24 protein-coding genes and 1 other RNA gene are annotated in these 24,630 nt (G+C 65.9%); 4 read left to right on the top strand and 21 right to left on the bottom strand.

Annotated elements, in window-relative coordinates; translation table 11 throughout:
• Positions 1–14 precede the first annotated feature (14 nt).
• The 16 genes from M0534_RS08145 to rsmI all read right to left on the bottom strand — a co-directional run bounded on the left by M0534_RS08145 (position 15) and on the right by rsmI (position 16,912).
• Positions 15–812, bottom strand: a complete 798-nt coding sequence (locus M0534_RS08145) for a cell division protein FtsQ/DivIB (RefSeq protein ID WP_248567926.1) — start codon at positions 810–812, stop codon at positions 15–17.
• Complete coding sequence (locus tag M0534_RS08140; RefSeq protein WP_248567925.1) at positions 809–1,750, bottom strand: D-alanine--D-alanine ligase; 942 nt, start codon at positions 1,748–1,750, stop codon at positions 809–811. Before M0534_RS08140 ends, M0534_RS08145 begins: the two co-directional genes overlap by 4 nt.
• Positions 1,747–2,649: a UDP-N-acetylmuramate dehydrogenase gene (gene murB / locus M0534_RS08135; protein WP_248567924.1), complete on the bottom strand. Its 903-nt coding sequence runs from the start codon at positions 2,647–2,649 to the stop codon at positions 1,747–1,749. The genes M0534_RS08140 and murB overlap by 4 nt, the downstream gene beginning before the upstream one ends.
• A complete protein-coding gene (gene murC / locus M0534_RS08130; RefSeq protein ID WP_248567923.1) occupies positions 2,646–4,091 on the bottom strand; it encodes a UDP-N-acetylmuramate--L-alanine ligase in 1,446 nt (481 codons plus the stop codon). Before murC ends, murB begins: the two co-directional genes overlap by 4 nt.
• On the bottom strand, positions 4,088–5,161 hold the full coding sequence (gene murG, locus M0534_RS08125) for an undecaprenyldiphospho-muramoylpentapeptide beta-N-acetylglucosaminyltransferase (RefSeq protein ID WP_248567922.1): 1,074 nt from the start codon (positions 5,159–5,161) through the stop codon (positions 4,088–4,090). Before murG ends, murC begins: the two co-directional genes overlap by 4 nt.
• Positions 5,158–6,357 carry a putative lipid II flippase FtsW gene (gene ftsW / locus M0534_RS08120; protein ID WP_345894711.1) on the bottom strand — a complete coding sequence of 400 codons (1,200 nt, stop codon included), beginning with the start codon at positions 6,355–6,357 and terminating at the stop codon, positions 5,158–5,160. Before ftsW ends, murG begins: the two co-directional genes overlap by 4 nt.
• Positions 6,354–7,700, bottom strand: coding sequence for a UDP-N-acetylmuramoyl-L-alanine--D-glutamate ligase (murD, locus tag M0534_RS08115; protein ID WP_345894710.1), 1,347 nt, complete (start codon positions 7,698–7,700; stop codon positions 6,354–6,356). Before murD ends, ftsW begins: the two co-directional genes overlap by 4 nt.
• Positions 7,700–8,782 (bottom strand): phospho-N-acetylmuramoyl-pentapeptide-transferase, encoded by a 1,083-nt coding sequence (mraY, locus tag M0534_RS08110; protein WP_248567921.1) that lies wholly within the window; start codon positions 8,780–8,782, stop codon positions 7,700–7,702. Before mraY ends, murD begins: the two co-directional genes overlap by 1 nt.
• Positions 8,782–10,137 (bottom strand): UDP-N-acetylmuramoyl-tripeptide--D-alanyl-D-alanine ligase, encoded by a 1,356-nt coding sequence (locus M0534_RS08105; RefSeq protein WP_248567920.1) that lies wholly within the window; start codon positions 10,135–10,137, stop codon positions 8,782–8,784. Before M0534_RS08105 ends, mraY begins: the two co-directional genes overlap by 1 nt.
• Positions 10,134–11,630, bottom strand: coding sequence for a UDP-N-acetylmuramoyl-L-alanyl-D-glutamate--2,6-diaminopimelate ligase (locus tag M0534_RS08100; RefSeq protein ID WP_248567919.1), 1,497 nt, complete (start codon positions 11,628–11,630; stop codon positions 10,134–10,136). Before M0534_RS08100 ends, M0534_RS08105 begins: the two co-directional genes overlap by 4 nt.
• Positions 11,627–13,351, bottom strand: a complete 1,725-nt coding sequence (locus M0534_RS08095) for a peptidoglycan D,D-transpeptidase FtsI family protein (protein WP_248567918.1) — start codon at positions 13,349–13,351, stop codon at positions 11,627–11,629. Before M0534_RS08095 ends, M0534_RS08100 begins: the two co-directional genes overlap by 4 nt.
• A 42-nt stretch (positions 13,352–13,393) precedes the next feature.
• Positions 13,394–13,681, bottom strand: coding sequence for a cell division protein FtsL (gene ftsL / locus M0534_RS08090; RefSeq protein WP_248567917.1), 288 nt, complete (start codon positions 13,679–13,681; stop codon positions 13,394–13,396).
• Positions 13,678–14,619: a 16S rRNA (cytosine(1402)-N(4))-methyltransferase RsmH gene (rsmH, locus tag M0534_RS08085; protein WP_248567916.1), complete on the bottom strand. Its 942-nt coding sequence runs from the start codon at positions 14,617–14,619 to the stop codon at positions 13,678–13,680. Before rsmH ends, ftsL begins: the two co-directional genes overlap by 4 nt.
• Complete coding sequence (gene mraZ / locus M0534_RS08080; RefSeq protein ID WP_248567915.1) at positions 14,616–15,068, bottom strand: division/cell wall cluster transcriptional repressor MraZ; 453 nt, start codon at positions 15,066–15,068, stop codon at positions 14,616–14,618. Before mraZ ends, rsmH begins: the two co-directional genes overlap by 4 nt.
• 615 nt (positions 15,069–15,683) lie before the next feature.
• Positions 15,684–16,031: RNase P RNA component class A (gene rnpB / locus M0534_RS08075), an RNA gene on the bottom strand.
• A 29-nt stretch (positions 16,032–16,060) separates the two neighbouring features.
• Entirely contained in the window at positions 16,061–16,912 is an 852-nt protein-coding gene (rsmI, locus tag M0534_RS08070) for a 16S rRNA (cytidine(1402)-2'-O)-methyltransferase (protein WP_248567914.1), read from the bottom strand.
• 120 nt (positions 16,913–17,032) lie between these two features.
• Here rsmI and M0534_RS08065 point away from each other — a divergent pair, with 120 nt between their 5' ends.
• From M0534_RS08065 to M0534_RS08050, 4 genes are all read left to right on the top strand, one after another.
• Complete coding sequence (locus tag M0534_RS08065; protein WP_248567913.1) at positions 17,033–18,871, top strand: penicillin-binding protein activator; 1,839 nt, start codon at positions 17,033–17,035, stop codon at positions 18,869–18,871.
• A complete protein-coding gene (locus M0534_RS08060; RefSeq protein WP_248567912.1) occupies positions 18,868–19,227 on the top strand; it encodes a YraN family protein in 360 nt (119 codons plus the stop codon). The genes M0534_RS08065 and M0534_RS08060 overlap by 4 nt, the downstream gene beginning before the upstream one ends.
• A 126-nt stretch (positions 19,228–19,353) precedes the next feature.
• The gene (locus M0534_RS08055) at positions 19,354–19,944 is read left to right on the top strand and encodes a phosphoheptose isomerase (RefSeq protein ID WP_248567911.1); all 591 of its coding nucleotides are present in this window, start codon (positions 19,354–19,356) and stop codon (positions 19,942–19,944) included.
• Between the two features lie 3 nt (positions 19,945–19,947).
• Positions 19,948–20,538 carry a BON domain-containing protein gene (locus M0534_RS08050; protein WP_248567910.1) on the top strand — a complete coding sequence of 197 codons (591 nt, stop codon included), beginning with the start codon at positions 19,948–19,950 and terminating at the stop codon, positions 20,536–20,538.
• 38 nt (positions 20,539–20,576) lie between these two features.
• On the opposite strand, the gene M0534_RS08045 is transcribed toward M0534_RS08050, so the two are convergent.
• From M0534_RS08045 to petA, 5 genes are all read right to left on the bottom strand, one after another.
• Positions 20,577–20,975, bottom strand: coding sequence for a ClpXP protease specificity-enhancing factor (locus M0534_RS08045; RefSeq protein ID WP_248567967.1), 399 nt, complete (start codon positions 20,973–20,975; stop codon positions 20,577–20,579).
• A gap of 20 nt (positions 20,976–20,995) precedes the next feature.
• On the bottom strand, positions 20,996–21,619 hold the full coding sequence (locus M0534_RS08040; protein WP_248567909.1) for a glutathione S-transferase N-terminal domain-containing protein: 624 nt from the start codon (positions 21,617–21,619) through the stop codon (positions 20,996–20,998).
• Positions 21,620–21,800: 181 nt separating this feature from the next.
• Complete coding sequence (locus M0534_RS08035) at positions 21,801–22,529, bottom strand: cytochrome c1 (RefSeq protein WP_248567908.1); 729 nt, start codon at positions 22,527–22,529, stop codon at positions 21,801–21,803.
• Positions 22,526–23,767, bottom strand: a complete 1,242-nt coding sequence (locus M0534_RS08030) for a cytochrome b (protein WP_248567907.1) — start codon at positions 23,765–23,767, stop codon at positions 22,526–22,528. The genes M0534_RS08035 and M0534_RS08030 overlap by 4 nt, the downstream gene beginning before the upstream one ends.
• Positions 23,768–24,361, bottom strand: coding sequence for a ubiquinol-cytochrome c reductase iron-sulfur subunit (petA, locus tag M0534_RS08025; protein ID WP_248567906.1), 594 nt, complete (start codon positions 24,359–24,361; stop codon positions 23,768–23,770). It abuts the gene before it with no gap.
• Between the last annotated feature and the right edge of the window lie 269 nt (positions 24,362–24,630).

Raw genomic sequence — 24,630 nt, 5'->3', positions numbered from 1 at the left:
CTGCTTCCTCTTGCCTACTGCTCTGCGCCGGATGCCTCGGTCCAGCGAATGGCAAAACCGTTCGGGTAACGCAGGTCGGCACGCTCCAGCGCTCCGTCCTGCGTCTCCGCCAACTCCGGATACACGGCGGCGAAGCGCGCCGCCCGTGACTCCACTTCCTCGCGGCCCAGCAGCAACTGCGCGCCCTCGTTGACCGTGGCCGACCAGGACGCCCGCGCGTCGACTGCAATGCCCTGCAACTCCAGCCCGGCGTCATCCAGCAGGGACTGCAGACTGGCGAAGCGCACGCTGACCTTCTCCGGCCGTTGATCCGGCCCGGCCATTTGCGGCAAGCCGGACGGCCAGGTGGCCGGATCAGGCGCGAACACCTCGCCCTCACTGCTGAGCAGGGCGTCCTCGTTCCAGACCGCCACCGCCTCCTGCTCGACGATGGTCACGCGCAGCGTGCCCGGCCACTGGCGCCGCACCGAAGCCGACCTGACCCAGGCGATGTCCTCCAGCGCCCGCCGGATCGCGCTCACGTCCAGGGCCAGAAAACCGCCGTCAAGCAGGGGATCAAGTGCCGCTCGCAGATCCTGCTCCCGCACCCGCTGCAGCTCGCTGTCGAACTGCACTGCCTGCAGCGGGAACTGATCCGGCGCGGTCAGTTCCTGCACGGCGTAGGCACCACCGCCGGCCAGAACCAGCACCAGCACCAGCACGCCACCGCGGCGACCGAAACGCCGCAGGCACATCCGCCGATGGCGCTGGCTGGACGCGCTTGGCTGCTGCGGCCGCCGGGCCACGGCACCGCTTCGCTGCATGCGTCTCATCGCGCCCCCTCCAGGCTGCCCAGCAGGATCTGCCAGACCAGTTCGTCGAAATCGATGCCGGCGGCGGCTGCCGCCATCGGCACCAGCGAGTGGTCGGTCATCCCGGGGATGGTGTTCACCTCCAGCAACCAGGCCTCGCCATCGGCATCGATCATCAGGTCAACCCGGCCCCAGCCAGTGGCACCCACCGCCTCGAAGGCCTGCAACGCCAGTTCGCCCAGCGCCTGCTCCCGTTCGGGGGCCAGACCGCAAGGGCAGTGGTACTGCGTCTCGTTGGAGTGGTACTTGGCGGCGTAATCGTAGAAATCGGCGGCCGGCTCGATGCGGATCATCGGCAGCACGCGCCCGTTAAGCACCGCCACCGTGTATTCCTCGCCCTGAATCCAGCGTTCCGCCAGCAGCACATCGTCATGGCGGAAACCCGCGGCGCAGGCCTCGGCCACTTCTTCTTGCCGGTCGACCCGGCTGATGCCGATGGTGGAACCCTCGCGGGCGGGCTTGATCGCCATTGGCAGACCGACATGGGCGGCGAGATCGGCCAGATCCAGCGGCCCCCGCCGGATTACCGCGTGACCAGGCGTTGGAATGCCCATGGCCTGCCAGATCTGCTTGGTCCGCACCTTGTCCATGCCGATCGCCGAACCGAGCACACCTGATCCGGTATAGGGCAGTTGCAGCAAATCCAGGGCGCCCTGGATCACCCCGTCCTCGCCACCCCGTCCATGCAGGGCAATGAAGGCCCGGTCAAAACCGCCCTCGCGCAGGCGATCGAGGATGTCGCGCCCCACGTCGACCGCCTCGACGGCAACGCCTCGCCGTTGCAGTGCCGCCAGCACCGCGGCCCCGCTCTTCAGCGACACGTCCCGCTCGGCCGCCCAGCCGCCCATCAGCACCGCCACCTTGCCCAGTTCCGCCACGGTTGGCGCCGCACTGCTCATGACTTGTCCTCGCCGATAATGCGGAATTCCCGCTGTAGTCGGACGCCGAAACGCTGCTCCACGCGCTCGGCGACCTCGGTCGCCAGGGCCTCGATGTCCGCGGCCGTGGCATTTCCCCGGTTGAGAATGAAATTCGCGTGCTTGTCGGAAACCTGTGCACCGCCGATCACCCGGCCCTTCAGTCCAGCGGCCTCGATCAGGCGGGCGGCATGATCCGCCGGCGGATTACGAAATACCGAGCCACAACTCGGCTTGCCGATGGGCTGCGTTTCCGCACGCTGCGCCAGCAACTGGCGAATGCGGCGCAACCCCATCTCACCGTCACCCGCCTCGAGCCGCAGCAGACAGGCGGTAAACCATTCGCCGGCGGCGCCTTCCACGCTGCGATAGCCAACTGCAAAGTCGTCGGGCGTCCGCTGCCGCAGCACACCCTGCCGATCAACAGTTTCGACCGCAGCGACGCAACCCCATGTCTCACCGCCGAAGGCGCCCGCGTTCATTGCCAGCGCGCCGCCCATGGTTCCGGGGATACCGGCCAGGAACTCGGCGCCAGCCAGATCGTTGCGTGCGGCAAAGCGCGCCACCTTCGCGCAGGCTGCGCCGGCGTCGGCCCAGAGCCCGCCGTCATCGGTCAGGACGATCTCGGCAATGCCGGGATGCAGGAAAATGACGCTGCCGCGCAGCCCGCCGTCGCGCACCAGCAGGTTGCTGCCCAGACCGCACCAGTACAGGGGCTCGTCGGCCGGCAGCTGGCGCAGGAACTGCGCCAGGTCATCGCGATCCGCCGGCCGGTAGAAACGGTCGGCCGGACCGCCGACCCGCCAGGTCGTGTGCCGGGACATCGGTTCGTCCAGGTGCAGTTCGCCCCGCAACCGCTGATCGAGTGCCGCCACGTTCATGCGTCCGCCTCCGTGGTCAGCTCCCGCAAGCGGCCGCCGACGGTGCCGATGCTGCCGGCGCCGAGGGTCAACACGATATCGCCGTCCCGGACCATCGCCGGCAGACTGTCCAGCAACTCGTCGATATCACTGACGAACACCGGGTTCACCTTGCCGCGCGCACGGATGGCCGCCGCCAGTGCGCGGCCGTCGGCTCCGGCAATCGGCTCCTCGCCGGCGGCGTAGACGTCGGTCATGACCAGGGCGTCGCAGTCGGACAGCACGCGCGCGAAATCCTCGAACAGGTCCCGCGTGCGGGTAAACCGATGGGGCTGGAAGGCAAGTAGCAGCCGCCGCTCCGGCCAGCCGTCACGCACCGCCTGCATGGTGGCCGCTATCTCGCTCGGGTGGTGGCCATAGTCATCCACCACCAACGCCTGCCCCGCCGGGAAGGTCAGCTCCCCGTAGCTCTGGAAACGACGGCCGATGCCGGCGAAATTGTGCAGGGCACGGACCGTTGCCTCCGGTGACACACCCAGTTCGCTGGCGACGGTGATTGCGGCCAGCGCGTTCAGCACATTGTGACGGCCCGGCAGATTCAGCTCGACCGGCACGGGATGCGTGCCATCGACGCAGACTTCGAAAGCGGTGCGACTGCCCTGCTGCCGGATTCCGGTGGCGCGCACATCGGCAGACTCGTCAACACCATAGGTCCGAACCGGGCGGGTGACATCCGGAATCAGCTCGCGGACCACCGGGTCATCCAGGCACAGCACCGCGAGGCCGTAGAACGGCAGATGGTGGAGGAACTCCAGGAAGGCACCGCGCAGGTTATGGAACTTGCCGCCGTAGGCTTCCAGGTGATCAGCATCGATATTGGTGACCGCGGCAATCATCGGCTGCAGATACAGGAACGAGGCATCGCTCTCATCCGCCTCGGCAACCAGGAATCGCCCCTCGCCCAGGCGCGCATTGGCGCCGGCGCTGTTCAGCCGGCCGCCGATGACGAAGGTTGGATCCAGTCCACCCTCGGCAAGGACACTGGCAATCAGGCTCGTGGTCGTGGTCTTGCCATGGGTACCGGCCACCGCCACGCCGTAGCGGAAACGCATCAGTTCGGCCAGCATCTCTGCCCGAGGCACCACCGGCACCCGTGCTGCGCGCGCCGCACGCAGTTCCGGGTTATCGCCGGACACCGCACTGGAAATCACCACCGCATCGACATCTCGCAGGTGCTCCGCGGCATGGCCGATGAACACCTCGACACCCAGGCCCTGCAAGCGCCGGGTCACCGGTGATTCACGCAGATCGCTGCCCGAGACGGTGTAGCCGAGATTGGCTAGCACCTCGGCGATGCCGCTCATACCGGCGCCGCCGATTCCGATCAGGTGCAGGTGCCGGACCCGGCCCATGCTCGCGCCCGGTGCCGCGTGAACCCATGCCTGTTGCCGGCGTGCCGTCATGCCGCCACCTCCAGGCAGATATCCGCTACCCGCTCGGTGGCCCTGGGTGCCGCCTGCGCCCGGGCCCGTTCGGCCATGCCCCGGAGCTGATCCCGGTTCGCGTTGCGGAGCGCGGCGGCCAATGAGCCGGCACTCAAGTCGGACTGGGGGATCAGCACCGCAGCGCCCGCGTCGGCGAGGACACGGGCGTTGGCGGTCTGATGGTCATCCACGGCGTGCGGCAATGGCACCAGCCAGGATGCGACCCCGGCCGCGGCCAGCTCACTCACGGTCAGCGCCCCGGCCCGGCAGATCACCAGATCCGCCCATGCATAGGCAGCGGCCATATCCTCGATGAAGGTTTCCAATTGCACGCTGACCCCGGCCTCGGCGTAGGCCTGACGGGCCAGTTCGGCGGTGCGCTCGCCGCTCTGATGCCGGACCTGCGGCCGGGCTGACGACGGCAACTCCGCCAGCGCCCGGGGAACCGTTTCATTCAGCACCTGGGCACCCAGGCTGCCGCCCACCACCAACAGGCGCAGCGGACCGCTGCGATCGGCATAGCGGACCGCCGGCTCGGCCAGCGCCGCGAAATCCCGGCGCACCGGATTGCCCACCACCTCCAGCTGACCGCGGCCCGGGAAACGCATGGAAAATCCGGACAGGCGGCGGCGGGCGATTCGCGCGAGCAGACGATTGCTGAGTCCCGGCCTCGCATTCTGTTCGTGGATGACCAGGGGGCGTCGCAACAGCCAGGCAGCCACACCGCCCGGTCCGGTCACATAGCCGCCGAGCCCCAGTACGGAACGGGGCCGATGCCGCCGCAGGATTCCGGCCGCACGCCAGACGGCGGCAATCACGGTGACCGGCGCCTGCAGCCAGCCCTTGAGGCCGTTGCGGCGCAGGCCCCGAACCTGCAGGGTCTCCAGCGGCAGCGAGGCCGCCGGCACCAGGCGCGCCTCGAGTCCCGCCTCGGTGCCCAGCCAGATCACCGGCACACCCCGATCCAGCAGTTCGCGGGCCACGGCCAGGCCGGGAAAGACGTGTCCGCCGGTCCCCGCCGCCATGATCACCACCGGTGCCTGGCTCATGTGGCACCTCCCGCGTTCCGGTCGCGACGGGGCCGCGCACCCACGGCCCGCAGCTCGTAATCCGCCCGCAAAACCAGGGCCAGCGCAACCACCGCCATCAACAGGCTGCTACCGCCGTAACTCATCAGTGGCAGGGTCAGCCCCTTGGTCGGCAGCAGTCCCATGTTGACGCCGATGTTGATCAGGCATTGCATGCTGAACCACAGTCCGACCCCCATGCAGACATAGCCCGGGAACGTCTTGCCGTGACGCAGGCAGGCGGCACCGATGCCCAGGATGCGCCAGCCGATGTAGGCCAGCAGGGCGACAACCACGACCACGCCGAAAAGGCCGAATTCCTCGGCCAGCACGGCGAAAACGAAGTCGGTATGGGCTTCCGGCAGATAGAACAGCTTTTGCACGCTGGCACCGAGGCCTACGCCGAACCATTCTCCGCGGCCGATAGCGATCAGCGACTGGGTCAACTGAAAGCCGCTGTTGAACGGATCCGCCCAGGGATTGAGGAATGCGGTCAGGCGTTCCCAGCGGTAGGGCGAGGTGACGATCAGCGCAGCACCCGCGGCCACGGCAAGGGCAAGCAGGAGACCGAAGCGCCAGAGCGGAACGCCGGCCAGGAACAGCACCCCCAGCCCGATCGCCATGATCACCGCGGCGGCACCGAAATCGGGCTGCAGCAACAACAGGAAGCCGATCAGGCAGAACACGGCGATCGGCAGCATGAAGCCGGCGGTGGTTTTCCGGACGCGATCCCCATGCCGGCTGAGCCAGGCGGCAAGGTAGACAATGACGCCCAGCTTGGCGATCTCCGCCACCTGCAGATTGAACGGACCCATCGGAATCCAGCGTATGCTGCCGTTGACCTCGCGGCCGACACCCGGCATCAGTACCAGCACCAGCAGGAACAGCGAAACCAGCATGCCGACGCCGCTGAGCACGCGCCAGACCTCCAGCTTCAGGCAAAGCGTCAGTCCGCCCAGGGCAAAGGCCAGCAGGAAGAACAGCGCCTGGCGCTGCAGGTAATGGAACGGTGAACCCAGATTGCGATCCGCCAGCGAGATCGAGGCGGAACCGACCATGACCAGGCCCAGCAGCGACACGGCCAGGATCGCACCGAGCAGGCGCCAGTCCAGCCCGGCCAGCAGGCTGTGGACCTCGGGCCGCTCCGGGATCATGGCGGGAAGGGTGCGCGCGGTCATGCCGGCAACCTCCCGACCGCCTCGGCGAAAGCGTCACCGCGGGCCTGGTAATTCTCGAACATGTCGAAACTGGCACAGGCCGGGCTGAACAGCACGCTGTCACCGGCCTGCGCCAGCTCCGCGGCCAGCCGGACCGCGTGCTGCAGATCCGCCGCCTGGTGCAGGTCGACCCGCCCGGACAGGACTGCCGCGATCTGCGGCGCATCCTGCCCGAGCAAGACCACGGCGCGGATCCGCTGGTCCATGCAATCAGCCAGCGGGGTGAAATCCGCGCCCTTGCCGTCACCGCCGAGCAGCAGCACCAGCGGTCCCGGCATCCCGGCAATGGCCGCCGCAGCGGCACCGACATTGGTGGCCTTGGAATCGTTGAACCAGTCAACACCGCCTTTCCGCGCCAGCCACTGTCCGCGATGGGGCAGGCCGGGAAAGGCCTGCAATGCGCGGCGACAGGCGGCCAGCGGCAGATCCAGCACCCGCGCCAGGGCGAGCGCAGCCAGCGCATTGGCCAGATTGTGGCGGCCGCGTACCAGCAGCGCCGATGCAGGCATCAGCTGCTCGCCGCCACGCATCAACCAGACCTCGCCACCCCGCTCCAGCAGGCCGTAGTCCTCGTCATTGGCGGGCGCGAGGGTCGAGAAGCGGATGACATGGCGGCCATCGCGGGCCATGGCCAGGACCCGCGGATCATCCGCGTTGACCAGCATGACGCCGTCACCGTTGTAGATGCGCGACTTGATCGCCGCATACCGCTCGACACTCTGGTGCCGGTCCATGTGATCGGCACTGACGTTCAGCACCACGGCGGCGACCGGCCGCAGGCTGTCGGTGGTTTCGAGCTGGAAACTCGACAGTTCCAGGAAATAGGCGTCCGGGGCAGACTCGCGGATCAGCTCCAGCGCCGGCGTACCCAGGTTGCCGCCCACCGCGGCGTCGAACCCGGCCTGCTCCGCCATTGCGGCAAGCATGCTGGTGACCGTGCTCTTGCCATTCGAACCGGTGATCGCCACCACCGGTGCGTTGGCGTGCCGCGCAAACAGTTCAATATCGCCGAACACTTCGCGGCCGGCGGTGCGGGCCTGCTGCAGCACCGGCAGATCGGCGGCAACGCCCGGGCTGACGATGACCCGATCGGCGTCGAGGATCAGCGCCGCGTCGAGACCACCCAGTGCCAGCGGACGGTCGACCAGGTCCGCCGCCTCACGCCGTCCTGGCGGCTCGGCGCGACTGTCCGTGGCCCACAGCACCTCGCCGCGACGGCGCAGGAAACGCAGGCAGGACAGGCCCGTGGCACCAAGGCCCACCACGACCGTGCTGCGCATGCTGTTCTGTGTCTGCGTCATCATCAGCGGATCTTCAACGAAGCAAGGCCGATCAGGACCAGAATCACGGTGATGATCCAGAAACGGACAATCACCCGCGGTTCCGGCCACCCCTTGAGTTCAAAGTGATGGTGCAGCGGTGCCATGCGGAAAATGCGTCGGCCGGTGAGTTTGTACGAGGCCACCTGCAGGATCACCGATACGGTCTCCATAACGAACACACCGGCCATGATGAACAGCACCAGTTCCTGCCGCGTCACCACGGCCAGCACGCCCAGCGCCGCGCCCAGCGCCAGGGCACCGACATCACCCATGAAGACCTGGGCCGGGTAGGCGTTGAACCACAGGAACCCGAGGCCCGCACCGACCAGGGCACCACAGAACACCACCACCTCACCGACCCCGGGGACGAACGGAATCCCCAGGTAGGTGGCGAAATAGAAATTGCCGGAGGCGTAGGCAAACACTCCCAGGGCGCCGCCAACCAGCACCGTGGGGTTGATCGCCAGACCATCGAGTCCGTCGGTCAGATTGACGGCATTGCTGGAACCGACGATCACGAAATAGGTGAGCGGAATGAACAGCAGACCCAACTGCCAGCTGACATCCTTCAGGAACGGCATGATCAGCGTGGTTTCCACCGCTTCCTGCGCGGTAACGAACAGGATCACGGCCGCCAGCAACGCCGCCACCGATTGCCAGAAGTACTTGCTCCGCGCACGCAGGCCCTGGGAATTGCCAAAGCGCAATTTCAGGTAATCATCGACGCCGCCGATCACGCCGAAGGCCAGGGTCGTCAACAGCACGATCCATACGTAACGATTGGTCAGGTCGGACCAGAGCAGGGTCGACATCGCGATGGCGACCAGGATCAGGGCACCGCCCATGGTAGGCGTGCCGGCCTTGACCAGATGACTGCTGGGGCCGTCGTCACGCACCTGCTGACCGATCTGATACTGGCTCAAGCGGCGAATCAGGAACGGGCCGACAATGAACGAGAAAATCAGCGCGGTCAGCACGCCGAGAATTGCGCGCAGCGTCAGGTACTGAAACACACGGAAGCCGCTGTGATAGGCCTCGAGCCATTCTGCGACATGCACCAGCATCAGCCCGCCTCCTCCGCACCGCGCTGCGGCGCGCCGAGTGCGCGGACCAGCTGATCCATGCCGGCACTGCGTGAACCCTTGATCAACACGGCGACGCCGCCGTGCAATTCCTGCTGCAATGTCGCCTGCAAGCCGGTCTTGTCCTTAAAATGGCGGCCGCCGGCGCCGAAGGCGTCGACGGCCGCAACGCTGAGGGGCCCCACGGCATACAACCGTGTCACCCCGGCTTCCCTGGCGGTGTGCCCCGCGGCGGCATGCAGGGCGGATGACTCCGGACCCAGCTCTGCCATGTCGCCCAACACCAGCCAGGGCTCGAGACCCTGCTGCAGAAGTACGTCTATCCCCGCGCGAAGCGAAGACGGGTTGGCGTTGTAGCTGTCGTCAATCAGGCAACTGCCATTGGGACCGGACAGCAATTGCAGGCGGCCGGCCTCCGGCTCGAATGCTTCCAGCCCGGTCGCGACCGTGGCCAGCGGCACCTCCAGCGCCAGCGCCGCTGCAGCGGCCGACAGCGCATTGCGTTGGTTATGCGTGCCGGGCACCGGCAGATGGAGGTCGACCCGCTCGCCCTGCCAATGCAGCCGCAGGCCGCCGCCGGCCAGTGTTTCGCCACGCAAGTCCGCCTCGCCGGCGAGCGACACGGTCACGCGACGCCGCACGCCGGCCATGTCGTGCCACAGCGTGGCGAAGGAATCATCCGCATTGATTACCGCGATGCCATCGGCCGGCAGACCGGAGAACATTTCGCCCTTGGCCTCGGCCACGCCCTGCAGGGAGCCAAAGCCTTCCAGGTGTGCCGGACCGGCGTTCAGCACCACGCCCACCTCGGGCTCGGCCAGCGATACCAGCCAGGCAATCTCGCCCGCGGCACTGGCACCCATTTCGATCACGCCGAAGGCATGCTCCGGTGTCAGCTCGGCGAGGGTCAGCGGTACCCCGATCTCGTTATTCAGATTGCCGCGCGTTGCCAGCGTCGGCCCCACCTGTGACAGGATCGCCGCCAGCATCTGCTTGCTCGTGGTCTTGCCATTGCTGCCGGTAATGGCCACCAGACGCGCCGGCATCCGGCGGCGCCAGTGGCGTGCAAGCTCGCCCAGTGCACGGCGGCTGTCCGGGACTTCGATACCCGGCGCATCCGGCAAACGGCCGTATTCGCAGAGCAACGCCGCCGCGCCGCCGGCGCGGGCCTGCTGCAGGTAGTCGTGACCGTCGAAATTCGGCCCCCGCAAGGCGACGAAAAGACAATCCTCGCCGAGCTGCCGGGTGTCGGTACTCAGCCCGGTAAAGGCGGTGTCGGCATGCAACCTGGCACCCTGCATGGCGCTGGCGATATCCTGCAGCCGGAGGCGCATCATGACCCCGCCCCTCCCAGCAGCCGCTGCACGGTTTCCGCATCGCTGAACGGTCGCGCGCCGTCGGCACCGATCTGCACCTGCTCGTGCCCCTTGCCGGCAACCAGCACCACGCCGGAGGGCCCGGCCATGTGGATGGCTTCCGCTATGGCCGCCTCGCGATCATGCACCACCTGCGCCGAACCACGGCGAAAGCCCTGCTGAATGTCGGCAACGATTCGGGCCGGCGGCTCACCACGGGGATTGTCGTCGGTCAACACGACCCGGTTGGCAAGCCGCTCGGCGGCGGCAGCCATCAACGGCCGCTTGCCGCGATCCCGATCGCCGCCGCAGCCGAACACACAAACCAGGCGGCCATCGACATGCCGCCGCAGGCCATGCAATGCGGCGCGCAAGGCCCCCGGGGTATGCGCGTAATCCACGACGACCAGTGGCTTGCCGGCAACACTGAAGCGCTGCATCCGCCCGGGCACCGCGCTGAGGGCGGCCACCGACCGCTGGATTTCCGTCGCAGACCAGCCCAGCGCCACCAGTGCGCCGATCACGGCAAGGACATTCTGGGCGTTGAACCGACCCAGCAACGGCAGATCGGCCGCGACCAGCCCGACCGGGGTGATCGCCTCCAGACGGAAGCCCGTGGCATGCATCTTCAGGGATGTGGCGACCACGTGGGCATCACTGTCGGCCTGCATCGAGTAGCCGATACGGCGAATACCCGGGGCCAGCGAACGCCGCACCGAGCAACCGAAGCTGTCATCCAGGTTGACCACGGCGCTCTGCAAACCCGGTTGTCTGAAGAGCAGACGTTTGGCCTCGGCATAGGACTGCTCGGTGCCGTGGTAGTCAAGATGGTCGCGACCGAGGTTGGTCAGCACAGCGATCGCCACGCGAGCGGCATTCAGCCGGCCCTGATCCAGCGCATGCGAGGATGCCTCCATCACCGCATGGCGGGCGCCGGCATCGCGAAACTCCGCCAGCAGCTGCTGCAACCTGGCCGCATCAGGCGTGGTATGGCTCGCCGGATCGAGGCCGGGATACAGGCCGTAACCCAGGGTGCCGATCAGGCCACAACGGTCACTCGCCGCGGCCAGGGCCTGGGCCAGGAACTGACTGACCGAGGTCTTGCCGTCGGTACCGGTCACGGCGAACAGGCAAAGATCCGCCGATGGCTGGCCGTAGATCATCGCCGCCAACTGGCCAAGCTCCCGACCCAGCCCCGGCACGGCGACCGTTGGTACGCCCAGCGCGGGCTCCGGCGTAATGCCCGCCGCCGGTTCCCAGACGATGGCCACCGCACCCCGGTCTATCGCCTCCCGCGCATGGGCAAGGCCATGGGTACTCGCACCGGAACAGGCGGCGAACAGGTCACCGGGGGCTATCCGCCGACTGTCAACGCTGATCCCGGCAATCCGCGGGTTGCCGCCGGCAGCCAGTTCCGCACCGGGGACCAGGTCGGCAAGATGGAGATGCTCACCCAGGCACTGCGCGGGCATCATGGCTCCTCCCCGCGCATGGCGGTCAGCGACGGAGGGGGCTCATCGGGGCGTGCGTCCGGCGGAATGTTCATCAACCGCATGGCGCCGGCCATGACCTGCCCGAACACCGGCGCAGCAATCTGGCCGCCGTAGTAGGCCTGCCCGCCCGGCTCGTCGAGCATGATCACCATGGCCAGCCGCGGGTCACTCACCGGCCCGACACCGGCGAACCAGGCCACGTAATGGTCACTGGAATAGCCACCAGCCATGGACTTCCGCACCGTGCCGGTCTTGCCGGCCAGACGATAACCGTCCACCGCGGCGCGGGTGGCGGTGCCACCCGGCTCGACGGCCGCCTCCATCATTGCCATCAGGGCATCGGCGGTTTCACGCCGCATCACGCGCGTGCCTTTCACCGGTTCGTCAACGCTGACAAAGGAAACCGGCTTCAGCTCGCCACCGCTGGCAATCGCGGCGTAGGCCTGGGCCAGTTGCAGCGGGGTTGCCGACAGGCCGTAGCCGAAGCTCAGCGTGGCACGCTCGACACTGGACCGCGGCGCCTGCGCGGCCAGCGCGCCCGCCGACTCGCCTGGATAGCCGCTGCCGGTGGTGCGGCCGAAACCGAGACCTGCCAGCAGGTTCCACAGGGTCTCGTCCGGCAGTTCAAGCGCCAGCTTGGCGGCGCCAATATTGCTGGACTTGCTGATCAGCGTGGTCAGATCGATCTTGCCGAAATCGCGGACATCGGTGATGGTATGCCGGCCGACGCGCATGCTGCCCGGGTGGGTATTGAGGATCGTGTCGGCGTCGGCAATGCCGGCCTCGAGCGCGGCCGCCACGGTAAACGGCTTGATCGTGGAGCCTGGCTCCCAGGCGTCGACCACGGCACGATTGCGGTGCGCATTGCCACTCAGCTGACGCCGATTGTTCGGATTGAAGGCCGGCTGATTGACCATCGCCAGCACCTCGCCGGACCGCGTGTCCAGCAGCACCAGTGAGCCGCCACGGGCGCTGTTGTTCTGCACCGCACTCTTCAGCTCGCGGTAGGCGAGGAACTGCAGGCGCCGGTCGATGCTCAGTTGCAGATCACGGCCCGGCCGCGGCTCGCGCAACTGTTCCACGTCCGCAATCGTACGCCCCAGGCGATCCCGCAGCACCCGCTTGCTGCCCGGCGTGCCGCGCAACCAGCTTTCATAGGCGTACTCCATGCCTTCCAGACCGCGGTCATCGATATCGGTGAAGCCGAGCAGATGACCGACGATTTCGCCCGAGGGGTAGAAACGCCGGTATTCCCGCTGCACCGCAACCCCGGGCAGGCCCAGGGCCATCGCCTGTTCGGCGACCGCCGGCGAGGCCTGGCGCCGGAGATACATGAATTCCCGGTCCCGACGGTCGTCGAGCCGCTGCATCAGGGCTTCGCGATCGACACCCAACAGGTCGGCCAATTCTCCAAGGTCGGCGCCGGAATCCAGCAGGTTCGCCGGGTGCGCCCACAACGACTCGACCGGGGAGCTGATCGCCAGCGGCTGACCGGTGCGATCCTTGATCATGCCCCGGTGGGTCGGAATCGCCATGGTCCGCAAATGCCGCGCGTCGCCCTGCAACTGCAGGAAGTCCTTGTGCAGGATCTGCAGGTCCACGGCACGCGCCAGCAACACCAGGCACAGCAACGCCAGCACCAGCAACAGCAGCGCGTAGCGCCACGTCACCAGGTCCTGCGCTGTTGTCCGGGATTCGCCCATCAGTCCTCCGACCCTCGCGCCGCTGCACCGAGACCGCTTGCACTATTCACCACGCCGCCGCTCCAGAATCACCACATCCCCGGATGCGGGAAGCCGCATGTCCAATCGCTCCCTGGCCAGTCGTTCAATCCGGCCGTGGGTGGCCCAGGCGCCCTGCTCAAGCTGCAACTGCCCCCATTCCGCATTCAGGTCATCGCGCAGGCGGTTCTGCTCCTCCACGGCGGAAAACAGATCCCGACTGGCGTGTTTGCTGTAGACCACACCCAGGGCACTCAGGGTCACTGCGGCCACCAGCACCAGAAGCAGCACGAGTTCCGCAAGCCGGCTCACGCGGCTCGCTCCGCAACCCGCAGCACGGCGCTGCGTGCGCGCGGGTTTTCAATGTCATGCCGATCACCGAATAACGGCTTGCCCACCGCACGAAGCGACGGCCCGGTTGGTGGCTGCGCCACCGGAATCCCCGGCGGCAGATCGGTAGCGGCCCGTGCGCCACGCATTGCCCGCTTCACCATCCGGTCTTCCAGCGAATGAAAACTGATCACGACAAGACGACCACCGACACGCAGCCAGTTCGGAGCCTGCTGCAGAACGACTTCCAGGGCATCGAGCTCGCCGTTGACGGCAATTCGAACGGCCTGGAACGTCCGGGTCGCGGGATGCTTGTGCCGATCCCGGCGCGGAATTGCCGCCGACACCAGCTCGGCCAATCCCAGGGTCGTACTCGGCAAGGCGTCCTCATCGCGGGCGATCCGGATCGCCGTCGCGATGCGGCGCGCGAATCGCTCCTCGCCGTAGACCCGCAGCACCCGCACCAACTCCTGCTCGTCCACCTGCTGCAGCCATTCGCGTGCGGTGGGTCCGTGAGTGGTATCCATGCGCATATCAAGCGGCCCGTCGCGCATGAAGCTGAAGCCGCGACGCGGCTCATCGAGCTGCGGCGAGGACACGCCCAGGTCCAGCAACAAGCCGTCAAGCCGGCCCTCGGCGCCCGCCTCGGCCAACACGTCATCCAGCGCGCGGAACGAAGCATCGACAATCCGGCAGCGCGGATCATCACCGAAGTGGACCCGGGCATGGGCAATCGCTTCAGGATCCCGATCGATCAGCCAGAGCCGCCCACTGCTTCCGAGGCGTCGGAGGATGGCGGCGGCGTGCCCGCCGCGCCCGTATGTGCCGTCGATGTAGAAGCCATCTGCTCGCACGGCCAGCCCCTCGACTGCCTCTTTCAGAAAGACGGACTCATGTCCGCTCGCCTCACCTGTCGTCACAACGACAGCGACTCCAGCTCCTCGGAAAGCTCGAAGTCCTGGGCTGCTTCTTCCAGCCACTGATCGCACCGCTCGCTCCAGACCGTCTCGTCCCAGAGCTCAAACTTGTTGCCCTGGCCGATCAGCACCGTTTTCTTCTCCAGCGCCGCGAACTCGCGCAGCGGCGGCGGCAATAGAATCCGGCCGCTACCGTCCAGCTGCGCCTCGGTGGCATGCCCCATGAGCAGGCGCTGCAGGCGACGGGTCTGGGGCTTCAGGCTGGGCAGGGCAATGAGCTTGCGCTCGATAAGTTCCCATTCGGGCAGCGGATAGATCAGCAGACAACGATCAGGGTCGACAGTGACCACGACCTCACCGGCACACAGGGTCACGAGCTTTTCCCGATACCGGCTCGGAAAGCTCATACGCCCCTTGGCGTCCAGATTAAGGTGTGCCACCCCGCGGAACATGTTGCCCCTGACTCCCCCGATTACGCCCTTTCGCGCCACTTTTTCCCACTTCCGGACACTATAGGTACCGGGCAACCGAGGTGTCAAGCAATTCGGGGCGAATTCTTCCTGTCACAACAGGCACTTACGAAACATCAACAAGTCGCCGTCTGACGACTTCTGCGGGGCTTTCTTTTATTACTGGAAATCAGTCTTTTGGCGGATATTCCTCGGATCGGCTGGAATCGATGGGAAAACGCGAGGAGAACGAGACAGGGTCTGGAGGCGTCGTCTTGGGGTGATGCCCACCGGATGGCTCTCGAACCAATGAAAATGCCGTAAACATTTCCGTATTGGCCCGGGTCACCATTCTGAGGGCGCTCGGGCCAGTGCAAGCTTTTTTCTTGGCCTGACGTACGGTTGGTCCAACAGGACCAAGAAAAAAACTTCCACTGCCCCTACCCGACAGCGAGTGGTATTGCTTCGCCGGGACCGCGGCCGTGAAGCCCAGCAACTTCCGGAAGATCACCGCCATGCCAGCTGGCACAGAATGCCGGGGGACCTGATCCTGGTCCCGGGTAACGGACGACGACCGCCTGCCCGGCCAAGAACCGGACTGGCGGGGCGGCTGTTGAAAGGTGGAGTCGGCCTGTAAGCCGGGTTCTGTCGGGGACAGTCATTCATCTGGGGTGCGTGTCACCACGCACCTCTAGCGACCTACCCGGGAGCAGTGCGGGCCACACCAATGCTCCCCTATTTGGTCTTGCTCCGGGTGGGGTTTACCGTGCCGCGGCGTGTTACCACCCGCGCGGTGCGCTCTTACCGCACCTTTTCACCCTTGCCGGCGCCGAAGCGCTTAGGCGGTATGTTTTCTGTGGCACTTTCCGTAGGCTCGCGCCCCCCAGGCGTTACCTGGCACCCTGCCCTGCGGAGCCCGGACTTTCCTCCACCAGACCTGCTGGCAGCGACTGTCCGGCCAACTCCGGGGCGGATCATAGCAGAGCCGGGGCGAGCTAACCGCCCTTGGCAAGTTCCACCGCCCGCGCATACAGCGTTCGCTTGGGTTCCCCCGTCAATCGGGCCGCCAGCGCGGCGGCCCTGCTTGCCGGCAACTCGGCAAGCAGGGCTTGCAGCAGGTCATCGCACTGCACGGCAAGCCCGCTGCTTTCCGCCGGTCCTGGCGCACCAGCGACAACCAGGACGAACTCCCCCTTGCGTTGCTGCGGATCAGCCGACAGCCAGTCCAGCAGCTCGCCCAAGGTGCCGCGCCGCACCGTCTCGAAGGTCTTGCTCAGCTCGCGGGTCAGCGTGGCGCTGCGTTCAGCACCGAATAAATCCGCCAGGTCCGCGACGCAATCCATGATCCGATGGCTGGATTCCAGCAGAACCAGGGTGCGGGGCTCCGCGGCCAGGGCCTCGAGCCAGCGCCGACGGGCGGCCGTGCGCGAGGGCGGGAAGCCCTCGAAGCAGAAACGGTCACAAGCCTGGCCGGCAACGGATAGCGCGGCAATGATGCTGCTCGGCCCCGGCACGGTCCGCACCGGCAGGCCGGCGGCATGGGCTGCGCTGACCAGGCGGTACCCTGGATCACTGACAAGCGGTGTGCCGGCATCGCTGACCAGGGCGATGGAGGCGCCGTCCTGTAGCCGTTCCACCAATCCGCCCACGCGGGCCTGCTCGTTGTGTTCGTGCAGACTGAGCAACGTGGCGCTGACCCCGAAATGCGCAAGCAACCGCTTGGTATGGCGCGTGTCCTCGGCGGCAACCAGGGTAACCTGCTGCAGGACGTCCAGCGCCCGGGCACTGATATCGCCCAGATTGCCGATCGGCGTTGCAACAACATACAGCGTTCCAGGGTCGGCCACGGCTTCTCCTCCCGCCCCTGCAGACGGTGAATTGATCCCCGTTGGCGGGTTGATACACTTCAGAAACCAGACTGCGCGCCCGCGCGCGCCGCCGCTCAACATCAGGGATTCCTGCCTGCCATGCAAGCCACAAGCACTGTCACCGTAATCCGCCTGCTGGCGCTCGCCGCTTGCATCCTGGCCCTCGCTGCCTGCGAGACCACACCGCCGCCCGATCCGGAGCCGGAGGTGGCCGAGCTGGCCGCCGATGCCCGCGCCCGCGGCGATCTGGATCAGGCCCTGGCGCTCTACGATGAAGCGCTGGCGGACACCGAAGACGAACGGTCCCGCGCCCTGCTGAATCTGCGGGCCGCCGAGGTGCTGCTGTTGCAGGACCAGCGGGACGAGGCTGCGGAGCGCCTGGAGTCGGCGCGGCTGGATGATCCGGACGAGTTGGTGGACGACCTCGATGCGGCGCTGCGTGGGCGTATGGCGTTACTGGACGAGGAACCGGAAGCTGCCCTGGAACGGGTCGAACCGCGGCTTCCCGGCGAGCCGGGTGCCCGGCGCCAGTTGATGCAGGTTCAGGCCGAGGCCCTGGCGGCGCTTGGCCGCCACCTGGAAAGCGCCGAAGTGCGTAGCGAGCTGGAGGAGGAATTGCGCATCGCCGCCGATCGCGAACGCAATCGCGAGGCACTCTGGCAGGATCTGATGCAGGTACCCATGAACGAACTGCAGGAGATCATGCCGCCGCCACCGGATGTGTTCGGCGGATGGGTCGAATTGGCCTTCTTCGCCCGCAGCCACCGTTTCGACCGGGAACGGCTACGGCAACAGCTGGAACAATGGGCCGAGCGCTATGAGGGGCATCCGGCCGGCGAACAGATCCTGGCGGAGGTGCGGGACGATATCGATCGCACCCGGGTGGCAGCCGGACGGGTGGCGGTACTGCTGCCACTGAGTGGCAGTCTGGCGGATGCCGGCCGCGCCGTTCGCGACGGCATGCTTGCCGCGCATTTCAGTGATACCGGCAATGGTACCGAGCGCCCGCAACTGCGTTTCGTCGACGTCGGCGAGCACGGGGTGAAGCCCCGTGACGCCTACGAGCGGGCGGTTTCCGACGGCGCCGAACTGGTGATCGGGCCATTGACCCGGGACGACGTTGAAACCGTGGTCCTCGGCGGCGATCTGCCGGTGCCGCTGCTGGCCCTGAACGGCGTGCCGCGGGGCACCGAGGTACCACGCAACCTGTTCCGCTTCGGCCTGATGCCGGAACATGACGCGGCAGCCGCCGGCCGCTTCGCTGCCGAGCGTGGCTTCCGTGAGGCACTGGTGTTCGTGCCGATGGACGACTGGGGACGGCGAGTCAACGCCGCCTTCACCGAAGCCTTCGAACAGGGGGGTGGACGGGTCGTGGCGCGCGAAACATACACCAGCGGCGAACGTGACCACGCCAATACGCTGCGGCGCTTGCTCGGTGTAACCGGCAGTCGCGGCAGTGATCGCGCCGAAATGCGCAAGGATGCGGACCTGCTGTTCCTTGGCGCCTTCCCCGACAATGCGCGCCTGATCATGCCGCAGATTCGCTTCCACCACGGCGAGAATCTGCCGGTCATTGCCACCTCGCATGTCTACACCGGCAACCGCGATCGCCGCGACGATGACATCAAGGGCCTGGTGTTCATGGATGCGCCATGGATGGTTGGGGACACCGGTCCGAGTCCGAGACGCACTGAGCTCGCCCGCCACTGGGACGATCAACTGCGTGAGCAGGCGCGCTTGGTCGGCATGGGCCTGGACACCTACCGCCTGATTCCGCGCCTCCGCCAGGCGGCCGATGGCGCAATGCAGGAACTGGAGGGAGCAACCGGGCTGCTCCGCGTGAGTGACGATGGCGAGATTGTGCGCGGCCTGGTTCCGGCACAATTCACGGATCGCGGTGTCCGTCGCCTCGGGAGCGATAACGGCGCCTCGGAATGAGTGATGGACAGAGCAAGCGGCGGCGGGGTCGAAGTGCCGAACGAACGGCGCGCCGCTTCCTGGAAAAGGCTGGCATGCGGCTGCTCGACGAAAACTGGCAAGCACGTTGCGGCGAGCTTGATCTGGTCATGCAGGATGGCGAGACCCTGGTCTTTGTCGAGGTCCGGTATCGTGGCGCCGGCGCCTGGGCCGATGGCGCCGCCTCCATCGACAGCCGCAAGCAGGCACGGGTGATTCGCGCGGCCCAGCTCTGGTTGCAGCGGCACGGCAATCCGGATCGGCCCTGTCGTTTCGATGTCATCAGCCTGGGACGCACCGCCGAACCGGACTGGATCAGGAACGCGTTCGGCGCGTGACGACACCCCGATCCATTGCCGCGTCTGCATGCAAACCCAGCCGCTCCGAGAATGCGCGTGCAAACCACCGCATGGTCTCTTACAGTTGCGGCGGACTGCAGAAGCCAGAAAGGAACAGGCCGGCCCATGGATTCCCACGATCGTGTGATTCACCACTTTCACGACAGCATTCACACCAAACAGCTGGCAATGGATCAACTGGCGCCGTCCATCGTTCAGGGCGGCAGCCTGCTGGTTCAGGCCCTGAGCCGCGAAAACAAGATCCTCAGCTGTGGCAATGGCGGCTCCGCCGGTGACGCCCAGCATTTTTCTTCCGAACTGCTCAATCGTTTCGAAATGGAACGCCCCGGTCTGCCGGCCATCGCCCTGACCACGGACAGCTCCACGCTGACCTCGATTGCCAACGATTACAGTTACGCCGATGTGTTCTCAAAGCAGATCCGCGCACTGGGTCAGGCCGGGGACGTGTTGCTGGCGATCAGCACCAGCGGCAATTCGGGTAACGTTGTCGCCGCGGTCAAGGCGGCCCATGATCGCGGCATGCAGGTCATCGGCCTGACTGGCCGCCAGGGGGGCGCGATGGCGGCCCTGTATCAGGAACAGGACGTCGAGATCCGGGTGCCGTCAGGCGTCACGGCCAGGATCCAGGAAGTGCACCTGCTGGTGATTCATTGCCTGTGCGACATGATCGACCACACCTTGTTTGGCGGGGAATAGACAGTGCGGACGCTGCTGCCGGCGCAGGCCCTGCTGCTGTTCGTCGCGCTGGCCCTTGCCGCCGGCTGCGCACCGTCCCGGGTGGACGAGGTCCGTGATGACCGTGAAACCGCCGATGGCAGCCGCAACTTTGCCGACAGCATTGATGACCAACGGCTGCGGGGCCGCATCATCGGCCATATCCTGAACGACCGGGAACTGCAGGACCGCTCCCACATCAACGTCACGGTGTTCAATGGTGTGGTGCTGCTCACCGGCGAGGTTCGCTCGCGGGAACCGGGACGTGGGCTGGCCCGCTTCGCGGAGTCGCAGGACGGCGTTCAGCGGGTGCACAACGAACTGGTGGTCGCCGACCTGAGTTCGGTCATGGCCCGCAGTCGCGACAATGTCATGCAGAGCAGCGCCAGGACCCGGATCCGCATGTTGCGCGAACCCGAGGGGTTCGACCATCGCCGCGTGGTCGTGCGCGCGGAGCGGCGCCGCCTGTATCTGCTGGGTTCGGTAACGCGGGAGGAGGCCGATGCGATCACCGAATCGGTGAGGCGCATTTCCGGCGTCCGCGAGGTGGTCCGGCTGTTCGACTACCGGGACTAGGGAAACACTGATCTATTCCCGCGTCTCCAGCTTCGCCGCTATTTCACGACCCGCAGGTGCGGACGGCTGTCATTGTCACCCTTGCCCTCGCCATCGGAGGGGCCGCCGCCTGGAGGCGGAGGGGCGTCGTCGGAATCGCTGAACAGCATGCCCTGCCCGTTTTCCCGCGCGTAGATGGCCGACACGGCAGGTGTCGGCACCCAGACGTCCCGCGGCTCACCGCCAAAACGCCCGTTGAAGAAAACCGCCTCCATGCCCAGATCGAGATCGCGTACGGCACGCGGCGAGATGTTGAGTACCAGCCGGCCGTTCTCCACGTACTCCAACGGTGCCTGCAACTCGGCGTGCTCGGCATCGACCAGCAGGTACGGGGTCAGGCCGTTATCCACGATCCAGTCATACAGCGCCCGAATCAGGTACGGCCGGCTCGATGTCATGCCCTGACTGACAGACATGACTAGACCCGCATGGTCCGCTCGACATCGCTCAGGCTCTCCTGAAACGATGGCCGGGCGAACAGTCGTTCCGCGTAGGCGGTCAGGGCCGGCGCCTTGTCACCCAGATCGATGCCGTAACGGGGCAGCCGCCAAAGCAGGGGAGCCAGCGCGCAGTCCATTACCGACAGCTCCTCATTGAGGAAGAATTCCGCCTGTGCAAACAGTTCATCGCTGGCGATCAGGCTTTCACGAAGCACCTTGCGGTGTTTGGTCAGGCCGGCACCAGAGGTGTTGTCCAGCGCGTGCAGCACCGAGTACCAGTCGTTTTCGATCCGGTGCAGGGCCAGCCGCGCCTTGGCCCGGGAAACCGGGTCGATGGGCATCAACGGCGGGTGCGGGAAGCGCTCGTCCAGGTATTCGACGATGGTCCGCGTATCGTACAAGGACAGGTCACGGTCGACGAGTGTCGGCACCCCGCCATAGGGATTCAGGTCAATCAGATCCTCCGGCATCGCGTCCATATCCACCGAATGGATCTCGACGGTGATGCCCTTCTCGGCAAGGACGAACCGGACACGGTGGCTGTACGGACAGCTCGCACCGGAAAACAGGGTCATGATGGAACGTTTATTCACAGCAGCCATCAGGCGCTCCCTAGTCGGGTCGGAGAGTGGGTCGACGCTGAGGGCGTCGCGGGCGCCGACGGGAACCAGTCCCGGCGCGGCGCGCCGCTTGTGGGTTCAGGCAATGCGTTCATAGGCAGGAAAGACGGACGGCCGGGCCCGGACGATGCCGGACCCGGCCGCCGTTCCGAGCGTTCAAGGCTCAGTGAACATCTCTCCAGAATTCCTTTTTCAGCAGATACGTCAGCACCAGCAGGATCAGCAGAAAGCCGATCACGTATACCCCGAGGCGCTGCCGCTCCGCCTTTACCGGTTCGGCGATGTAATCCATGAAATTGGTCAGGTCACGGGTGAAGCGGCGGTACTCGGCGGGACTCATCATCCCCGCCTGGTTGAGTTCCAGGCCGACGAGCCGCTCCTGGCCATCCACGTCCTCGTAAACCGGCTCTGGCAAGCCCTGCAGCTCCTGCAACACGTGCGGCATGGACACGCCGGAGATCACCAGATTGTTGACCCCGAACGGCTGATTCTCGTCCTTGTAAAAGCTGTTGAGGAAAGTGTACACCCAGTCCGGACCATGCCGACGTGCGGTCATGGTCAAGTCCGGCGCCGGGGCACCGAACCAGTCTTGGGAGTCCTCCTGGCGCATGGCGTTGCGCATGACATCGACCGCCAGGGTTCCCGGCGTGAAGATCAGGAACTCCTCGACATCCTCATCGCTGAACCCCAGGTCGCGGGCGACGCGGTTGTACCGCATCAACTCGGCCTGGTGGCAGGCCATGCAATAGTTGGCAAAGGCCTGCGCACCACGCTGCAGGGACTCCTTGTCATGGGGGTCCACGTCCGCACTCAGCTTGCCATTCACCGGTGCCGCGCCGACGGCGAATGCCGGCACCAGGACAAGCGTCAGGATCATCAGGTATTTCTTCATGGCATTGTCACCCTTTCCGGTACCGGCTTGGTCTTCTCGAGCCCGAAATAGGTGTAAACCCAGAGGAACACGAAGAAGCCGAAATAGATGGCAGTAAAGATTCGCGCCAGTATCGTATACAGGCCGGTCGCCGGCTGCAGGCCGAGATAACCCAGCACGACGAAGCTGATGAAGAACAGTATCACGGCAACCTTGAAGCCCAGGCCACGATAGCGGATCGAGCGCACCCGGCCCCGGTCAAGCCAGGGCAGGAAGAACAGGATCGCCACTGCGGCACCCATGACCACGACCCCGCCAAAGCTGTCCGGAATCGCCCGCAACATCGCGTAATGCGGCGTGAAGTACCAGACCGGTGCGATATGGTCCGGCGTGACCTGCGGATTCGCAGGCTCGAAGTTCGGCGCCTCGATGAACAGGCCGAAGAATTCCGGCACGTAAAACACCACGATCGAGAAGAAAATCAGGAACACGATCAGGCCGAAGGTATCCTTCACCGTATAGTACGGATGGAACGGAATGCCGTCCTTCGGGTTGCCATTGGCATCCTTGTTCTTCTTGATCTCGATCCCGTCCGGGTTGTTCGACCCGACTTCGTGCAGCGCCAGGATGTGCGCCACAACCAGGCCGATGATGACCAGCGGCAGGCCGATCACATGCAGCGCAAAGAAGCGGTTGAGCGTGATCTCCGAGATCACGTAGTCACCGCGTATCCAAAGCGCCAGCTGGTCACCGATGACCGGGATCGCACCAAACAGGGAGATAATGACCTGGGCGCCCCAGAAGGACATCTGCCCCCAGGGCAGCATGTAGCCGAAGAATGCCTCGGCCATCAGCGAGACATAGATCAAAACGCCGAACACCCAGAGCAGTTCCCGCGGCTTCTGGTAGGAGCCGTACAGCAGCGCCCGCGCCATGTGCAGATAGACCACGACGAAGAACGCCGAGGCACCAGTGGTGTGGATGTAGCGGATCAACCAGCCCCAGTCCACGTCCCGCATGATGTACTCCACCGACTCGAAGGCGCGGTCGGCGGAGGGCTGGTAGTTCATGGTCAGCCAGATGCCGGAGAGGATCTGGATCACAAGGACCACCAGCGCCAGGGAACCGAAGTAGTACCAGAAATTGAAGTTTTTCGGTGCGTAGTACTGACCGACGTGCTCATTCCACATCTTGGTCGCCGGGAAGCGCTCGTCCACCCAGCCCATCAGGCCACCGCTGCTGCCTCTGGTCTCGCTCATTTAGACATCTCCCTCGTCTTCGCCGATGAGCACCGTGTTGTCATCAATGAAATGATACGGCGGCACTTCCAGGTTCAGCGGTGCCGGCACCCCCGAGTACACCCGGCCGGCCAGGTCGAAGTAGGAACCATGGCAGGGGCAGAAGAAGCCACCGAGCCATTCCCGCTCGATGCCGGCCGGCCGCTCATCGGGCCGGAACAGCGGCGAACAGCCCAGGTGGGTACACAGGCCCACCATGACCATGATCTCCGGCTTGATCGAGCGGTGCTTGTTCTGCGCGTACTCCGGCTGCTGTGGCTGATCCGAATCCGGATCGCGCAACAGGCCATCAAGCTTTTCCAGATCGCTCACGTTCTCGTCGGTGCGCTTGAACACCCACACCGGATTACCCCGCCACTTGACGTTGATCAACTGGCCCGGTTCCAACTGCGAAATATCGACTTCCACCGGTGCGCCGGCGGCCTGGGCGCGGGCACTCGGATTCCAGTACGAAAGAAACGGGACCGCCAAGAAGGCTGCACCTACACCACCGACCACACCTGTTGCTGCGGTCAGGAAGCGGCGTCTGCTCTTGTCTGCGCCATCCTGATTCATCTGGGACTCCTGCTTGGATATAAGCGATTTCGGCCTGATGCCGAAGAACGGCCCGGGTTCGGAAGGAAGGCCGGGTAAAGCGGACACGCGCCAACCCGTGTCCCTCGCGGACACGGCGCGTAAGGATCCAACATCCGCCGTTTCCGGTCAAGGCCAACGACGGAAATGGGGCCTGGCGACGCGCTTCATGCTAAGGTTTCGGCCTACCGGTCGAGACCGGTAGACGGCACGTCAAGCCCAGACCGCAGGCCACGTCGGTCATGCTTCGG

Source organism: Methylonatrum kenyense (assembly GCF_023195885.1).
Lineage (GTDB): Bacteria > Pseudomonadota > Gammaproteobacteria > Nitrococcales > Aquisalimonadaceae > Methylonatrum > Methylonatrum kenyense.
This window is presented reverse-complemented; position numbering and strand designations above follow the sequence as displayed.

Coding starts and splice junctions, on each gene's coding strand:
- M0534_RS08030 (WP_248567907.1), bottom strand. CDS start 23,767: ATGAGCGAGACCAGAGGCAGCAGCGGTGGCCTGATGGGCTGGGTGGAC.
- murC (WP_248567923.1), bottom strand. CDS start 4,091: ATGACGGCACGCCGGCAACAGGCATGGGTTCACGCGGCACCGGGCGCG.
- ftsW (WP_345894711.1), bottom strand. CDS start 6,357: ATGACCGCGCGCACCCTTCCCGCCATGATCCCGGAGCGGCCCGAGGTC.
- M0534_RS08100 (WP_248567919.1), bottom strand. CDS start 11,630: ATGATGCCCGCGCAGTGCCTGGGTGAGCATCTCCATCTTGCCGACCTG.
- M0534_RS08140 (WP_248567925.1), bottom strand. CDS start 1,750: ATGAGCAGTGCGGCGCCAACCGTGGCGGAACTGGGCAAGGTGGCGGTG.
- M0534_RS08105 (WP_248567920.1), bottom strand. CDS start 10,137: ATGATGCGCCTCCGGCTGCAGGATATCGCCAGCGCCATGCAGGGTGCC.
- M0534_RS08060 (WP_248567912.1), top strand. CDS start 18,868: ATGAGTGATGGACAGAGCAAGCGGCGGCGGGGTCGAAGTGCCGAACGA.
- murD (WP_345894710.1), bottom strand. CDS start 7,700: ATGATGACGCAGACACAGAACAGCATGCGCAGCACGGTCGTGGTGGGC.
- M0534_RS08055 (WP_248567911.1), top strand. CDS start 19,354: ATGGATTCCCACGATCGTGTGATTCACCACTTTCACGACAGCATTCAC.
- M0534_RS08145 (WP_248567926.1), bottom strand. CDS start 812: ATGAGACGCATGCAGCGAAGCGGTGCCGTGGCCCGGCGGCCGCAGCAG.
- M0534_RS08040 (WP_248567909.1), bottom strand. CDS start 21,619: ATGGCTGCTGTGAATAAACGTTCCATCATGACCCTGTTTTCCGGTGCG.
- M0534_RS08065 (WP_248567913.1), top strand. CDS start 17,033: ATGCAAGCCACAAGCACTGTCACCGTAATCCGCCTGCTGGCGCTCGCC.
- M0534_RS08035 (WP_248567908.1), bottom strand. CDS start 22,529: ATGAAGAAATACCTGATGATCCTGACGCTTGTCCTGGTGCCGGCATTC.
- mraY (WP_248567921.1), bottom strand. CDS start 8,782: ATGCTGGTGCATGTCGCAGAATGGCTCGAGGCCTATCACAGCGGCTTC.
- petA (WP_248567906.1), bottom strand. CDS start 24,361: ATGAATCAGGATGGCGCAGACAAGAGCAGACGCCGCTTCCTGACCGCA.
- mraZ (WP_248567915.1), bottom strand. CDS start 15,068: ATGTTCCGCGGGGTGGCACACCTTAATCTGGACGCCAAGGGGCGTATG.
- M0534_RS08045 (WP_248567967.1), bottom strand. CDS start 20,975: ATGACATCGAGCCGGCCGTACCTGATTCGGGCGCTGTATGACTGGATC.
- murG (WP_248567922.1), bottom strand. CDS start 5,161: ATGAGCCAGGCACCGGTGGTGATCATGGCGGCGGGGACCGGCGGACAC.
- murB (WP_248567924.1), bottom strand. CDS start 2,649: ATGAACGTGGCGGCACTCGATCAGCGGTTGCGGGGCGAACTGCACCTG.
- M0534_RS08095 (WP_248567918.1), bottom strand. CDS start 13,351: ATGGGCGAATCCCGGACAACAGCGCAGGACCTGGTGACGTGGCGCTAC.